This is a genomic window from Pseudomonas xantholysinigenes, assembly GCF_014268885.2.
Taxonomy (GTDB): domain Bacteria; phylum Pseudomonadota; class Gammaproteobacteria; order Pseudomonadales; family Pseudomonadaceae; genus Aquipseudomonas; species Aquipseudomonas xantholysinigenes.
In genome coordinates this window covers 1,732,909-1,748,039 of sequence record NZ_CP077095.1, presented here as the reverse complement: position 1 = coordinate 1,748,039, position 15,131 = coordinate 1,732,909, and the positions used below count along the sequence as shown (strand labels likewise).

The window sequence follows — 15,131 nt, the reverse complement described above, 5'->3', positions numbered from 1 at the left end:
TTTTGGTTACTTTTTGTCGCGTTTGACAAAAAGTGACTCGCCGTAAGGGCGAAAAGGTGACTATGCGTCGGCATCGTAAATGAATGCGCTTACATCTGTAGAAACCCACGCCGACCGACTTTGACTTTGACTTTCAGAGCGTGGGTTTTGAAAGTTATACGCTCATTCATTGGCGATGGCGACGCATAGTCACCTTTCCGCCCTTACGGCGGGTAACTTTTTGAAGGATCAAAAAGTCACCAAAAAATCCTCGCTCCATTCATCCGGCCCCTACGCTTCGCTCCGGGGTCCCCTCGCTCCGTTCTTGCTCCCGGGAGGACCGCGCTGAACGCCCCATCCTGGGGCGCAGCGCTTGACGGGCATCCATGCCCGTCACCTCCCTCCGCAAGAACTCCGCTCGGCCTCCTGAAGTCGCAATTGGCGGCGCCTGAAATATCGCGCGCTTAGAAGCAGAGCAAGAGCAAGAGCAAGAAAACGAGAAACGAGCGGCGAGAAACGAGACACAAGTTAATTACTGATCAAATACCAACTATTGCAACCTGGACACATCATCACGCGCATAAACCCAGCAAGTACAAATCCACAGCGGGATTATGGCCAATAGTAAACAATAATCCCTGCCAGACACATCACCCAACAGCATCAAAAACTCCCCCTACAACCGACTCGTATATTCCTCACGCCTTTACACGAATTTTGCAAACCTCCATTGGTCCCCACCCCCCCGGATGGATTAAAGTATCCACCCCCGCCCGGCAACCGCTCCCAGCGCGCCAGGGCCCATCCCCAGGAACCCTCGACGATGGAACACCGTGAGGCGCTGATCGCGCTGCGCACCTTTCTCTCCTCCCAGATCCTCGGCCAGGAAAAACTGGTCGAGCGCCTGCTCATCGTGCTCCTGGCCGACGGCCACATGCTCGTCGAAGGCGCCCCGGGCCTGGCCAAGACCAAGGCCATCAAGGAGCTCGCCGAAGGCATCGAGGCCCAGTTCCATCGCATCCAGTTCACCCCCGACCTGCTGCCCGCCGACATCACCGGTACCGAGATCTACCGCCCGGAAACCGGCAGCTTCGTGTTCCAGCAAGGCCCGATCTTCCACAACCTGGTACTGGCCGACGAAATCAACCGCGCCCCAGCCAAGGTCCAGTCGGCACTGCTCGAGGCCATGGCCGAACGCCAGGTCAGCGTTGGCCGCAGCACCTACGAACTGTCGCCGCTGTTCCTGGTGATGGCCACCCAGAACCCGATCGAACAGGAAGGCACCTACCCACTGCCCGAAGCCCAGCTCGACCGTTTCCTCATGCACGTGAAGATCGGCTTCCCCGACGCCGCGGTCGAGCGGCGCATCCTCCTGCAGGCCCGCGGCGAGGCGCTGGGCGGCGAGGTCAAGCCCGAACGGCGCGTCAGCCAGCAAGCGATCTTCGCCGCGCGCAAGGAAATCCTCGGCCTGTACATGGCCGACGCGGTGGAGGAATACCTGGTGCAACTGGTCATGGCCACCCGCACCCCGGCCAAGTTCGATAGCGAACTGGCCGACTGGATCGCCTACGGCGCCAGCCCACGCGGCTCGATCGCCCTGGACCGCTGCGCACGGGCCCATGCCTGGCTCGCCGGGCGCGACTTCGTCAGCCCCGAGGATATCCAGGCGGTACTGTTCGACGTGCTGCGCCACCGCATCATCCTCTCGTTCGAGGCCGAGGCCGCAGGGGTCGACCAGGACCGTGTGGTCCAGCGCATCCTCGACGTCGTCGCCGTCGCCTGACCCATGCCCACCGCGCACGTGGCCGAACCCGGCATCCGCATTGGCCTGGCCGAACTGATCGACATGCGCCACCGCGTGCGTGAGATCCAGCTGTTCTCGCGGCCCGGCCAGCGCAGCCCACTGGTCGGCCTGCACCACTCGCGGCTGCGCGGGCGCGGCGTCGATTTCGACCAGGTCCGCGTTTACCAGGCCGGCGACGACGTGCGCAACATCGACTGGCGCGTCACCGCGCGCACCCAGGAACCCCATACCAAGCTGTTCCACGAAGAGCGCGAACGGCCGATCTTCATCATGGTCGAGCAGAGCCAGCGCCTGTTCTTCGGCTCCGGACTGATGTTCAAATCAGTACTGGCGGCCCAGGCCGCGGCGCTGTTCGGCTGGGCCGCGCTGGGCCATAACGACCGTATCGGCGGCCTGGTTTTCGGCGACAACGACCACCTGGAAATCAAGCCCCGGCGCAGCAAGCAGAGCCTGCTGCAACTGCTCAACCGCCTGGCCAAGGTCAACCAGGCCCTGCACACCGAGGCCGTGCCGCAACCCGACAGCCTGGGCCTGGCCTTGCGTCGGGCGCGCGAGGTGCTGCGCCCCGGCAGCCTGGCCATCGTCATCTGCGACGAGCGCGCGCTCAGCGCCAGCGTCGAGCAGCACCTGGCAATGCTTTCCCGGCACTGCGACGTATTGCTGATGCCCGTCAGCGACCCCCTCGACCACGCCCTGCCCGCCGCCGGCCTGCTGCGTTTCGCCCAACGCGGCGCGCAACTGGAACTCGACACCCTCGACAGCAGCTTGCGCCAGGCCTACCGCCAGCAGGCCGAGGCACGTATCGAGGGCTGGGAGCTGCTGGCGCAAAAGCTGCGGGTGGTGCTGATGCCACTGAGCACCCAGAGCGAAATGATCGAGCAGTTGCGCGAGTACCTGAACGCCCAACGCCCAGGGACGGCGAAATGAACCCACTGGATCAACTGCAACCGCTGATCCCTCCGCATGCCATCGGCCTGTGGCCACCGGCACCGGGCTGGTGGCTGCTGCTCGCGTTGCTGCCATTGCTGGGCTGGGGGCTCTGGCGCCTGCGCCATTGGCGTCCACGCAAGGCCGTGGTGGCACGCGCCGAACAGCCCCTGGACCCGGTGCGCATCGAGGCCCTGGCCGAACTCGCGCGCCTGCCGCGCCCCTACGACGGCGCCCCCGCCGGCGCCTGGCTACAACAGATCAACGCACTGCTCAAACGCCTGTGCCGCAACCACTACCCCGGCGCCAACAGCCACACCCTCAATGGCCGCCAGTGGCTGGCGTTCCTCGACAACCGCTGCCCGGCCGCCGGCCTGACCCGTTGGATGGTGCTGGTCGAAGGCGCCTACCGGCCCGAGTGCAAACTCGACGACAAGGCCATCGCCGGGCTCGCCCAGGCGGTCGAAACCTGGATCCGCAAACATGTTTGAACTGGCCTGGCCGTGGATCTTCCTGCTGCTGCCGCTGCCCTGGCTGGCGCGCCTGCTGCTGCCCGCCGCCGACAGCGGCGAGCCGGTGCTCAAGGTAGGCTTTCTTGATGAACTCGAGGGCCTCGCCGGGCGCCGCGCCCGGTTGAACCTGCCGACCTGGCGCCAACAGGCGCCGTTCCTGCTGATCTGGCTACTCCTGCTCCTGGCCGCGGCGCGCCCGCAATGGCTGGGCGACCCGGTGCCGGTGTCGGCCAGCGGCCGTGACCTGCTGGTGGCGGTGGATGTGTCCGGCTCCATGGACTTCCCCGACATGCAGTGGCAGAACGATGAAATCAGCCGCCTGGACCTGGTCAAGGCACTGATGGGCGATTTTCTCCAGGACCGCCAGGGCGACCGGGTCGGCCTGATCCTGTTCGGCAGCCAGGCCTACCTGCAGGCACCGCTGACCTTCGACCGGCGCACCGTGCGCACCTTCCTCGACGAAGCGCAGATCGGCATCGCCGGCAAGAACACCGCCATCGGCGACGCCATTGGCCTGGCAGTCAAGCGCCTGCGCCAACGTCCGGCGCAGAGCCGGGTGCTGATCCTGATCACCGACGGCGCCAACAACGGCGGGCAGATCCACCCACTGACCGCCGCGCGCCTGGCCGCCCAGGAAGGCGTGCGCATCTACACCATCGGCATCGGTGCCAACCCCGAGGCCAGCGGCACCCCCGGCCTGCTCGGGCTGAACCCGAGCCTGGACCTGGACGAAGCCGCGCTCAAGGAAATCGCCGACATCACCCACGGCAGCTATTTCCGCGCCCACGACGGCGCCGAGCTGGGCGCCATCGGCGACACTCTCGACCAGCTGGAACCGGTGGCGCAGCAACCCACCCAGGCCCGCACCGCCATCGAGCTGTACGCCTGGCCCCTGGGCCTGGCGCTGCTGCTCAGCGTGTTGCTGGTGGTGGCCGTGCAATGGCCCGACAACCAATTGCAGCGCCTGCTGCGCAAGCCGCGCTTCCTGCAACCACACCCGGAATGGCGCCAGCGCCTCAAGCGCCTGCGCCTGAGGAGGCGGCGATGATCGATCTCTGGCCACAATGGTTGCGCCCGCTCTGGTTGCTGGTGATCCCGCTGCTCGGCTGGCTGCTGTTCAAGCTCTGGCACCGACGCAAGCGTGCCGGGCGCTGGCAGTTGATCCTGCCGCAGGCGTTCCATGCCGTGCTCCTTGGCGGCGGGCGCGGCGGCAGCGGCAAGCTGCCCTGGGTCGCCCTGGGGTTGGCCTGGCTGCTGGTGGTCCTGGCGCTGCTCGGCCCAAGCTGGCAACGGCTGGAGGAAACCCGCCAGCGCCCGGCCGACCCGTTGGTGATCCTGCTTGAACTGACCCCGCAGATGCTCGCCGAGGACAGCGCGCCAAACCGCCTGGAACAGGCCCGGCGCAAGATCCTCGACCTGCTCGAGCACCGCCGCGACAGCCAGACCGCGCTGATCGTCTATGCCGGCAGCGCGCATACCCTGGTGCCGCTGTCCGACGACCTGGGCACCACCCGCAACCTGCTCGAGGCGGTCGACCCGTCGATCATGCCGCAACCCGGCCAACGCGCCGACCTGGCCGTGCAAAAAGGCCTGGCGCTGCTGGCCCAGAGCGGCCTGGGCCAGGGTCGGCTGCTGCTGATCGGCTCGGCGCTGAGCGAGCCGGAGCGCCAGGGCATCGTCCAGGCCCTCGGCCGCCAGGGCCCAAGCCTGCTGATGCTGGGCATCGGCAGCGCCGAGGGCGCGCCGGTACGCCAAGCCAACGGCGAGTTCCTGAAAGATGAACAAGGTGCCATTCTGGTGCCACGGCTGGACAGCACCTCGCTGAAAGCCTTCATCGGCGGCACCGGCGGACGCTACCGCCACGCCCGCATCGACGATCTCGACCTGCGCGGCCTGGGCCTGTTCGACAACCCACGCCTGCTGCACAACAATGGCCAGACCGTGCAACTGGACAGCTGGGCCGACCAGGGCTACTGGCTGCTGCTGCCACTGTTACTGCTCGCCGCTTGCGCCGGGCGGCGTGGCTGGCTGTTCTGCCTGCCGCTGCTGCTGGCGCTGCCGCAACCGAGCCAGGCCTTCGAGTTCAACGACCTGTGGCTACGCCCCGACCAGCAAGGCCAGCGTCTGCTGGAACGCCAGCAGCCGGCCGCCGCCGCCAAACACTTCGAAGACCCGCAGTGGCGCGGCATGGCCTTGTACCAGGCCGGCGACTTCGCAGGTGCCGCCGCCGCCTTCGCCCAGGGCGGCAGCGCCGCGGCGCACTACAATCGAGGCAATGCCCTGGCCCGCGCCGGCGAACTGGAAGCGGCACTGGACGCCTACGAACAGGCCCTGGAGCGCCAGCCCGACCTGAAGCCGGCCCTGGACAACCAGGCGCTGGTCCAGCAACTGCTGCAACAGCGCCAGGCCAAGGCCGAGGAACAACCGGCCGAGGCCGACGCCCAGGGCAGCCCGGGCAACGAAAGCGAGGGCAACAGCAGCTCGGCCAGCAACCCGTCCCAGGGCACGCCCGGCGGCGACGAGCAGGCCCAGGCTGGCGCCGACAACAACGGCACTACCCAGGCAACAGCACCGGGCAATGCCACGGGCGACGACGACAGCATCACCCAGCCGCCACAGCGGCCGCTTGCCACCAGCCTCGACGCCGAACAGCGCCAGGCCCTCGAGCAATGGCTGCGAGAGATCCCCGACAACCCGGCGGAACTGCTACGGCGCAAATTCTGGTACGAACAGCAATTGCATCAGGAAAACCCACGATGAGTCGCTTCGGCGCCCTTCTCCTTGGCCTGCTGTGGAGCCTCGCGGCCCAGGCCGAACCTGTCCTCCAGGCCAGCGTCGACCGCACGCGCCTGGAAGCTGGCGAAACCCTGGAACTGACCCTCGAGAGCCAGGACGTCACCCAGTTCGGCAAACCCGACCTGCGCGCCCTGGAAGGCGACTTCGAGGTGCGCGGCACGCGCCAGCTCAACAGCCTGCACAGCCTCGACGGCGAAACCCGCGCCAGCACCCGCTGGATCATCACTCTGTTGCCAAGGCGCAGCGGCAGCCTGAACATTCCGTCGCTGCAACTGGGCCAGTCCCACAGCCAGCCCATCGAACTGCAGGTGCAGCAGGCCGACAGCCAACGCCCGGGCGTGGCCTCCCAGGTGTTCATCGAGGCCACGCTGGACAGCCCCTCGGTGTACGTCCAGGCCCAGGCCGTGCTGACCCTGCGCATCTACCACTCGGTAGCGCTGTACGACGACAGCAGCCTGAGCCCGCTGCAACTGGAGAACGCCAAGGTCGACCCACTGGGCGAGTCGCGCACCTACGAGAAGGACATCAATGGCGTGCGCCACGGCGTGATCGAGACCCGCTACGCCCTCTATCCGCAACAAAGCGGCCCCCTCGAAGTACCGCCGCTGAAGTTCACCGCCACCGCCGCCGACAACGGCGAGCAGCCCGCCGGCAGCCCACGGGTCGGGCGCCAGGTGCAGGTCAGTTCGCAGCCGTTGCGCCTGGAGGTCAAGCCGATCCCCGCCAGCTACCCCAGCGACCGTCCCTGGTTGCCGGCACGCAACCTGACCCTGGAAGAGCACTGGAATCCCGATCCCGCGAGCCAGGCCACGCAGATCGGCGATTCGCTGACCCGCAATATCACCCTGCGGGCCGAGGGCCTGTCGAGCCCCCAACTGCCGCCGCTGCCGGCCACCGAGGCCGTTGGCCTGCGCCGCTACCCGGACCAGCCTTTGCTGCGCAATGACATCAGCGAGCGCGGCATGATCGCCAATCGCGAGGAGCGCGAGGCACTGGTGCCGACCCACAGCGGCGAACTGGCCCTGCCAGCGTTGGAGGTGACCTGGTGGAACACCCGCGAGGACCATCTGGAACACAGCAGCCTGCCGGCGCGCACCCTGAACGTGCAGGACAACCCGGCCCTGAGCGCGGACACTCCGGTCGGCGACAGCCGTGTCGGCAATGCCCTGCTCTGGCCTTGGCAGCTGGCCACGCTGCTGCTGGCCCTGACCACCCTGGCCGGTTTCGCCCTGTGGTGGCGCGCGCGCTCGCAGCCAGCGGTGCTGCGCGCCGCGCAAAGCGGCCCCAGCCCGCGTACCCTGCTCGACGACCTCAAACGCGCCTGCCAGGCCAACGACCCCCAGGCCACGCGCCAGGCCCTCGATGCCTGGGCCCGCCAGCAGCCGGAGACCTTGGCCGAAATGGCCGCGCGCTTCGTGCCGCTGTCCGATGCGCTGGATGGCTTGAACGGAGCGTTGTACAGCGAAAGTGGCCAGTACTGGCACGGTGATGAACTGTGGCGGGCAATCGGCACCATCCCACCCGCCGAGCAGGTGCTGGCACCGGCCGGGGAGACCGGCAACCTGCCACCGCTGTATCCGAAATGAAACGGGCGCTCATCACCTTATCGGTGAAGAGCGCCCGCGTTCAGCCAGGCATGGCGCACAACGGCGCCATGCACGTGCCTATCACTTCTCGAACGGGTTCCAACCCTGCTGGCCCTTGACCTCTTTGAGGTAGTAGGCGTAGTTGGTCACGGTGGCCCATAGCGCCGCCAGGCCGCAGTTCACGCCAGTGTCCACGGCGCGAGGCAGCTCGGTGCCGGTGAAGCCTTCGTAGAAGCCGAGCACGATACCCACGAGCAGCGAAATCCCCAGCAACGCCAGGTTCTTCTTCCACAAGCCGAGCACGAACAGGTAGATCGGGCCGAAGAAGAACGCGATCCAGTTCATGTTGATCAGCAGGCGCTTGCCCAGCGACAACGCCTTGAAGGCTTGCTTGAAGCGTGGGTCACGAGGGCCACCGTTCTGCTCGAAAAAGGCGAAACGTTCCTGCCATTTCGGCTTGTAGCGGCTCAGGTCGGCCGGGACTTGGGTTTGCGGAATACTTTCCATTGCAGATCCTTGATGACGTTCGATAAGGCGGGCATCACACGGCGACAGCATCCCTGCCACCCCGCGCCTGGTTGCGAAAACCCTTGGCCCACGCGCAGGCGCGCCACGGACGACGGTGTCCGGGACGACGATGCGAATGGGGATGACGCGGGCGCGATGCGGGGTTTCATGAAACATCCTTGTTTCAAAATATTTAATCATTCACGGGATTATCCAACAAGCGGCCATGTCGACGCCGATGCCCAAGGCCGACTTGGGTTACCATACGCGCCCTTCCGAGAGCCCATTCACGACAAGCGACGGCTTGCCTGATCCGACAAACCACAGGTCAACCATGCGTCTGTTTCACACCTCCGACTGGCACCTGGGCCAAAGCCTTCACGGCCAGGAACGCGATTTCGAACACGCCTGCTTCCTCGACTGGCTGCTCGGCCAGTTGCGCCTGCGCCAGCCCGATGCCCTGCTGATCGCCGGCGATATCTTCGACACCGTCAATCCGCCGGTCAAAGCCCAGGAACGCCTCTACGACTTCATCGTCCAGGCCCACGAGCAACAGCCCAAGCTGGATATCGTGATGATCGCCGGCAACCATGACTCCGGCTCGCGCATCGAGCTGCCGGCGCCTCTGATGCGCCGCCTGCGCACCCACGCCCTGGGCCGGGTGCACTGGCTCGACGAAGGGCAACTGGACGCCCAGAGCCTGCTGATCCCCCTGACCAACGCCCGCGGCAAAGTGTGCGCCTGGTGCCTGGCCCTGCCGTTCCTGCGGCCGGCCGAGGTCACCGGCCCGGCCCTGGGCGACGACTACCTCAAGGGCATCACCCAGGTTCACGAGCAACTGACCGCCGCCGCGCAGAAGGTCCGCAAGAAAGACCAGGCGCTGGTCGCCATCAGCCATGCGCACATGGCCGGCGGCAGCATCTCGGAGGATTCCGAACGCAGCCTGATCATCGGCAATGCCGAGGCGCTGCCGGCACGACTGTTCGACAAGGCCATCAGCTACGTCGCCCTCGGCCACCTGCACAAGCCGCAGAAGGTCAATCGCGAGGAACGCATCCGCTACAGCGGCGCGCCGATCCCGCTGTCGTTCGCCGAGATCAACTACCCGCACCAGGTGCTGGAAGTGGAACTGGACGGCAGTGAGCTGGTCAGCGTCGAGGCACGCCTGGTGCCGCGCGCCGTGGCCTTGCAACGGGTCGGCCCGGCGCCGCTGGGCGAACTGCTCGAACAACTGACGCAGTTGCCGGTGATCGACCTGCTCGAAGACCCTAATCGCCAACCCTGGCTGGAGGTGCGGGTACGCCTGGACGAACCGCAACCCGACCTGCGCCAGCAGATCGAGACCGCCTTGCAGGGCAAAGCCGTGCGCCTGGTGCGCATCAGTGCCGAATATGCCGGCGGCGGGCGCCAGGAGGACGATGAGCAAGTGTTCGTCGAACTGGCCCAGATGACCCCGCAGGACCTGTTTGGCCGGGCCTGGGAACAGGCCTACGGCAACCCCGCCGACGAACAGGCCCTGGCCGACTTCGCCGAGCTGCTGCAAGACGTGCTGCACGAAGAGGAACAGCCATGAAGATTCTCGCCATCCGCCTGAAGAACCTGGCCTCCCTCGCCGGCCCCATCGACATCGATTTCACCGCCGAGCCGTTGGCCAGCGCCGGCCTGTTCGCCATCACCGGGCCTACCGGCGCCGGCAAGAGCACCCTGCTCGACGCCCTGTGCCTGGCCCTGTTCGGCAGCGTGCCACGGCTCAATGACATAGGTCGGGAAGCCAAGGTGCCCGACGCCGACGGTGACATCCCCACCTCCGACCCGCGCAACCTGTTGCGCCGGGGTACGGGCAGTGGTTTTGCCGAAGTGGACTTCGTCGGCATCGATGGCCGTCGCTACCGCGCTCGCTGGGAGGCCAACCGTGCCCGCGAGAAGGCCAACGGCAAACTGCAGCACAGCCGCCAGAGCCTCTACGACCTGGACGGCGAACAACTGCTGGGCAGCGGCAAGAACGAATACAAGCAACTGGTCGAGGCCCGGCTGGGCCTGAACTTCGAGCAGTTCACCCGTGCCGTGATGCTGGCCCAGAGCGAATTCGGCGCCTTCCTCAAGGCCGACGACAAAGAACGCAGCGAGCTGCTGGAAAAGCTCACCAATACGGCGATCTACACCCGCCTGGGCCAGCGCGCGTTCAGCAAGGCGCGCGAGACCGGCGAGGCTCACAACGACCTGAAGAAACAGGCCGAGCACCTGTTGCCGATGGCGGCCGAAGCCCGCGCCGCCCTCGACCAGGAACTGGAGCAGGCCCAGCAGCAGTTCAAGGCCGACCAGGCGCGCCAGCGCCAGCTGGAACAGCAGCGCACCTGGTTCGAGGAACAGCAGCGCCTGCAAGCCCAGCACCGCGAGGCTGGCACGGCCCTGCAAAGCGCGGAGCACGAGTGGCAGCAACTGGCCGAGCAGCGTATCGACCTGCAACGCCTGGAGCGCCTGGCCCCCCAGCGCCACCAGTTCCACCGTCAGCAGCAATTGGCCGCGCAACGCCTCCCCGTGTTGGCGGACATCGACCGACAACAGCACCAGCAAGCGCAACTGCAGGAACAAACCACCGAGCTGCAGCAGGCGCTGGAAGTCGCCCGCGCACACCTGGCCCACAGCCAGAGCCTGCACGGCGAGAACGCCCCACGCCTGCGTCAGGCCTTCGCGGCCCAAGGCGACCTCGCACGCCTCGACAAGGAGCTTGCCGAGCAGCGCGAAGCCTGCGCCGTGGCCGAACGGGAAAACAACGAAGTCCAGCAGCAACTGCAGCAGCTGCAAGACAACCAGCAACGCACCTTGCAGCAACTGGCCCAGATCGACAGTGCCCTGGCCGAAAGCCAGCACCTGGGCAGCCTGGCCGATGCCTGGCAGGCCTACCTGCCGCAGCTCAAGCAAGTGATGCTGATTGGCGGCCGCCTGGCCAAGGGCCGCGAGGAACTGCCCGGCTTGCAGGCCCAGGCCAGCCAGGCCAATGCCCAATTGCAGGCGCAACGCGAGCAGTTCGAACTGCTGTTCCGCGAAGCCGGGGCCGAACCCCAGGCGCTGGCCGAGCAAATCGGCCTGCTGGGCGCCATGCTGCAGGACAACCGCAAGCAGCAGCGCGCAGTCGAGGAACTGGCCCGCCTGCATGGCCGCGCGCAGGAACTGCGCCTGGCCCTGGATACCCTGCGCGAGCGCCAGCAACAGGCCATGCAACAGCGCCAACGACTGATCAGCGAAGGCACCGCGGCCAAGGCCGAACTGGAAAGCGCCGAACAGGCGCTGACCCTCACCCGCCAATTGCTTGAACGCCAGCGCCTAGCGCGCAACACCAGTGTCGAGGAACTGCGCGCCCAACTGCGCGATGGCGAGCCCTGCCCGGTGTGCGGCAGCGCCGAACACCCGTTCCATCAGCCCGAGGCACTGCTGCAAAGCCTTGGCCGCCACGACCAAGCCGAGGAGGACGCGGCGCACAAGCAAGTCGAACAGCTCAATGGCACGCTGGTGGAGCTGCGCACCCAGCTGGGCGTGATCAATGCCCAGCTCAAGGACTACCAACAACAACAGCAGCAGTTGGACGAACAGTTGCAACCCGTGCTCGAGCAGGCCCAGGCCCATGCCCTGTGGCCGGCGCTCGCAGCGCAGAATGACGCTGCCCGCGGCAAATGGCTCGATGGCCAGCTGCGCCGCCTTGGCGAAGAAATCGACCGCGACGAGAAACGCCAGGGCACACTACTGGCCCTGCAACAGGACGCCACCCGCCTCACCCAGCAATTACAGGCCGCCGCTGACGCCCAACAACAGGCCCAGCGTCACCTAGACCAGCAACACCAAGCCCTGGCCGCCGACACCCAGCAGGTGCAGCAGGGCCTCGACGACCTGGCCAGCGTGCTACCCGCGGAAATCCTCCAGGCCCTGCGCGACGATCCGGCCAACGCCTTCCTCGGCCTCGACCAGCAGATCGCCCAGCGTCGCCAGCAACTCGACCTGCGCAAGGACGAACTGGAAGAACAACAGGCCCGCCAGGTACAGCTGGACAAGCTGCACGACCAGCAAACCATGCGCCTGCAAGCTCAACAGCAAGCTCAGCAAAAGCTCAGCGGGCTGGATACGCAACGCCAGCAAGCCCATGCCACCCTGGGCGAACTGCTCGGTGAACAGCCCAGTGCCGAAGCCTGGCAGCAGCATATGGACACACAACTGGACCAGGCCCGCGCCACCGAGGCGCAGACCGCCCAGCAATTGCAAGCGCTGCACACCCAGGGCGTGCAACTGGCCGGCGAACTCAAGGCCAACCAGCAACGCCAGCAGGCCCTGGAGCAGGAGCACCAGCAATTGCAGGGTGAAATCGCGCAATGGCGCGGTGAACACCCTGAACTGGATGACGCCGGCCTCGACCGCCTGCTGGCCATCGACGATGCCCAGCTCGGTGAACTGCGCCAACGCTTGCAGAGCGCGGAAAAAACCGTCGAGCAAGGTCGTGTGCTGGTCCAGGAGCGTGAACAACGCCTGCACCAGCATGCCGCCCAGGCCCATGGCGAACTGCCGGTGGAGGCCCTGGAGCAAGCCCTCGCCGAGCTCCAGCAGCAATTGACCACGCAAGAGCAACACTGCGCCGAGCTGCGCGCCCGCCAGGCCGACGACCAGCGCCGACAACAGGCGAGCCAGGCCCTGGCCGAGCAGATCGCCCAGGCCTATCAGCAATGGCAACGCTGGGCGCGCCTGAATGCGCTGATCGGCTCCGCCTCGGGCGATGTGTTCCGCAAGATCGCCCAGGGCTACAACCTCGACCTGCTGCTGCACCACGCCAACAGCCAGCTGCGCCAGCTGGCCCGGCGCTATCGCCTCAAGCGTGGCGGCAGCGCCCTTGGCCTGCTGGTGCTGGACACCGAGATGGGTGACGAACTGCGCTCGGTGCACTCGCTGTCGGGTGGCGAGACCTTCCTGGTTTCCCTGGCCCTGGCCTTGGGCCTGGCGTCGATGGCCTCCAGCACCTTGCGTATCGAATCGCTGTTCATCGACGAAGGCTTCGGCAGCCTCGACCCCGAGTCGCTGCAACTGGCCATGGACGCCCTCGACGGCCTGCAGGCCCAAGGGCGCAAGGTGGCGGTGATCTCCCATGTACAAGAGATGCACGAACGCATCCCGGTGCAGATCCAGGTGCGCCGCCAGGGCAACGGCCTGAGCGATGTCGAGGTGTGCGGGTGATCCTCTACTCGTTCCGCCGCTGCCCCTGGGCCATGCGCGCGCGCCTGGCCCTGCGCTATGCCGGGTGCGAGGTGCAGGTGGTCGAGGTGAAGATGAAGGAAAAGCCCGCCGAACTGCTGGCACTGTCGCCCAAGGGCACGGTGCCAGTGCTCGATAGCGGAGACAGGGTGCTGGAGGAAAGCCTGGACATCATGCGCTGGGCGCTCGACCAGCATGACCCCGATGACTGGCGCCTGCTGGCCAGCCCGGTTGCCGCGCGCCAGGCCGACGCGCTGATCGCGCGCAACGACAGCACCTTCAAGGCACAGGTGAACCTGTACAAGTATGCCGAGCGCTACCCCGAATATTCTCGGTCGGACTACCGGCAACAGGCCCAAGCCTGGCTGGCCGAGCTGGAAAGCCTGCTAACGGACCGAGCATTCCTGTTTGCCGATCACCCAAGTCTGGCCGACGCCGCAGTGCTGCCGTTGATGCGCCAGTTTGCCGGTGTCGAACCCGAATGGTTCGCCGAGGCGGCTTATCCGCGACTGCGAAGCTGGCTGCAAGGGTGGCTGGATTCAGCCCTGTTCAAAAGCGTCATGGCCAAATGAAACGCTGTCACAGCGCCAGGATCGGCGCGGACATCAGCAACAACACAACCGCCGTGATACGCCACATCATGCTCTGCCCCTTTGGCGAGTCAAAAAATTAGCGTCAAATTAAATCACATGGCCATGTGATATCACCACGGTCTTTACATTGGAATCGTCCTACCTGGCATTTTTGCCAGTGGTCGCAAAGGCTCCACAACGGTATTAGTGAGCCATGGGCTGCGGCGCTCGCTGCGGCCACCCACCGCCAAGGGACATGGTCATGACAATGCGCAAGAAGCTATTCGGGGCACTGCTGCTGGTCTGCATCGGCAACGTATGGGGATTGGATGCCAACGAAGCTGCCGGCCCCTCGCAGGAGGAGTTCAACACAGACTTCCTGGTCTACTCGTTCACCTGGCAACCGACCTTCTGCATCATGAAACCTAAGACCCCAGGCTGCGAGCAACCGCCCAAAGCGCTACTGAGCCACGGCTTATGGCCGTACAGCAAGTCCGAAGGTGACAAGACCAATCGGCACCCGCAGAACTGCACCAGCTCTCCGTCCTGTAGAAACGATGTTTGCACGATGCCGGCAGAGGAAATGAAGGCCGTGCTGGACAACAAACCGCTGCGAGCACTGGTCACCAAAGACCCAGAAGGCATGTTCGACCATGAATGGCGCAAGCACGGGACCTGCTCTGGCAAGACAATGCGGGCCTACTTCCAGGACATGGTCGTGCTTGCTGGTGTGAAGAAGTTTGAAGATGAGGACAGTTTCAAGGGCCTGATTGGCAAAAAGACCCTATTTTCCGAGATCAGGAAGACCTTTCCAGACAACACGGCATTCCGTTGCTACCGAGCCAACGGCGAGCAATACCTGCACGAGGTGTTCTACCTGATCGATAAGGATGGCCATCCCTACCTGGATGAACGCAACCTGCAGATTGGCATTCAATGCCAAGAACAGGAGACCTGGATTCCTACCGGTGCCTAAACCCCGGAGTTGAACCAGGCCCCCGGTCAAGTGGGCTCAGTGCTGGGCCTTGTGGTCCAGCGCCGCATAGAAGTTGGCGCTCTGTTGCAGGTACTTCTGGGTGTAGGTCTGGATCGACGATTTGTTCGCGCTGACCTGGACCTGGGCGTGGGCCGGCAGCACGACGGAAGCTGAGATGGCGGAAGCGGCAATGACCGGGAAGAGATTGAAGTTCATGTGGGCGGACCTCGACATCAGTGG

At 65.7% G+C, this 15,131-nt stretch carries 12 protein-coding genes; 10 read left to right on the top strand and 2 right to left on the bottom strand.

What is annotated here, in order from left to right:
- Positions 1 to 802 precede the first annotated feature (802 nt).
- The 6 genes from HU772_RS07955 to HU772_RS07930 are packed head-to-tail and all read left to right on the top strand — an operon-like array spanning position 803 to position 7,604.
- Entirely contained in the window at positions 803 to 1,762 is a 960-nt protein-coding gene (locus HU772_RS07955; RefSeq protein WP_011532987.1) for an AAA family ATPase, read from the top strand.
- 3 nt (positions 1,763 to 1,765) lie between these two features.
- A complete protein-coding gene (locus tag HU772_RS07950) occupies positions 1,766 to 2,710 on the top strand; it encodes a DUF58 domain-containing protein (protein WP_186662506.1) in 945 nt (314 codons plus the stop codon).
- Positions 2,707 to 3,201 carry a DUF4381 domain-containing protein gene (locus HU772_RS07945; protein WP_186662505.1) on the top strand — a complete coding sequence of 165 codons (495 nt, stop codon included), beginning with the start codon at positions 2,707 to 2,709 and terminating at the stop codon, positions 3,199 to 3,201. Before HU772_RS07950 ends, HU772_RS07945 begins: the two co-directional genes overlap by 4 nt.
- Complete coding sequence (locus tag HU772_RS07940) at positions 3,194 to 4,270, top strand: vWA domain-containing protein (RefSeq protein WP_186662504.1); 1,077 nt, start codon at positions 3,194 to 3,196, stop codon at positions 4,268 to 4,270. Before HU772_RS07945 ends, HU772_RS07940 begins: the two co-directional genes overlap by 8 nt.
- Positions 4,267 to 5,982 (top strand): vWA domain-containing protein, encoded by a 1,716-nt coding sequence (locus HU772_RS07935; RefSeq protein ID WP_186662503.1) that lies wholly within the window; start codon positions 4,267 to 4,269, stop codon positions 5,980 to 5,982. Before HU772_RS07940 ends, HU772_RS07935 begins: the two co-directional genes overlap by 4 nt.
- The gene (locus tag HU772_RS07930; protein ID WP_186662502.1) at positions 5,979 to 7,604 is read left to right on the top strand and encodes a BatD family protein; all 1,626 of its coding nucleotides are present in this window, start codon (positions 5,979 to 5,981) and stop codon (positions 7,602 to 7,604) included. Before HU772_RS07935 ends, HU772_RS07930 begins: the two co-directional genes overlap by 4 nt.
- Positions 7,605 to 7,685: 81 nt before the next feature.
- Here the strand turns inward: HU772_RS07930 and HU772_RS07925 are convergent, their stop codons facing one another.
- A complete protein-coding gene (locus HU772_RS07925) occupies positions 7,686 to 8,111 on the bottom strand; it encodes a DUF2628 domain-containing protein (RefSeq protein WP_186662501.1) in 426 nt (141 codons plus the stop codon).
- A 334-nt stretch (positions 8,112 to 8,445) separates the two neighbouring features.
- Between HU772_RS07925 and HU772_RS07920 the strand changes: the two genes are divergently transcribed.
- The 4 genes from HU772_RS07920 to HU772_RS07905 all read left to right on the top strand — a co-directional run bounded on the left by HU772_RS07920 (position 8,446) and on the right by HU772_RS07905 (position 14,891).
- Positions 8,446 to 9,684 (top strand): exonuclease SbcCD subunit D C-terminal domain-containing protein, encoded by a 1,239-nt coding sequence (locus tag HU772_RS07920; protein WP_186662500.1) that lies wholly within the window; start codon positions 8,446 to 8,448, stop codon positions 9,682 to 9,684.
- Positions 9,681 to 13,325 carry an AAA family ATPase gene (locus HU772_RS07915; protein ID WP_186662499.1) on the top strand — a complete coding sequence of 1,215 codons (3,645 nt, stop codon included), beginning with the start codon at positions 9,681 to 9,683 and terminating at the stop codon, positions 13,323 to 13,325. Before HU772_RS07920 ends, HU772_RS07915 begins: the two co-directional genes overlap by 4 nt.
- Positions 13,322 to 13,915 (top strand): glutathione S-transferase, encoded by a 594-nt coding sequence (locus HU772_RS07910; protein ID WP_186662498.1) that lies wholly within the window; start codon positions 13,322 to 13,324, stop codon positions 13,913 to 13,915. Before HU772_RS07915 ends, HU772_RS07910 begins: the two co-directional genes overlap by 4 nt.
- A 262-nt stretch (positions 13,916 to 14,177) precedes the next feature.
- Positions 14,178 to 14,891 (top strand): ribonuclease T2 family protein, encoded by a 714-nt coding sequence (locus HU772_RS07905; protein ID WP_186662497.1) that lies wholly within the window; start codon positions 14,178 to 14,180, stop codon positions 14,889 to 14,891.
- A 36-nt stretch (positions 14,892 to 14,927) separates the two neighbouring features.
- Here HU772_RS07905 and HU772_RS07900 read toward each other — a convergent pair whose 3' ends face one another.
- On the bottom strand, positions 14,928 to 15,107 hold the full coding sequence (locus HU772_RS07900; RefSeq protein WP_186662496.1) for a hypothetical protein: 180 nt from the start codon (positions 15,105 to 15,107) through the stop codon (positions 14,928 to 14,930).
- Positions 15,108 to 15,131 lie beyond the last annotated feature (24 nt).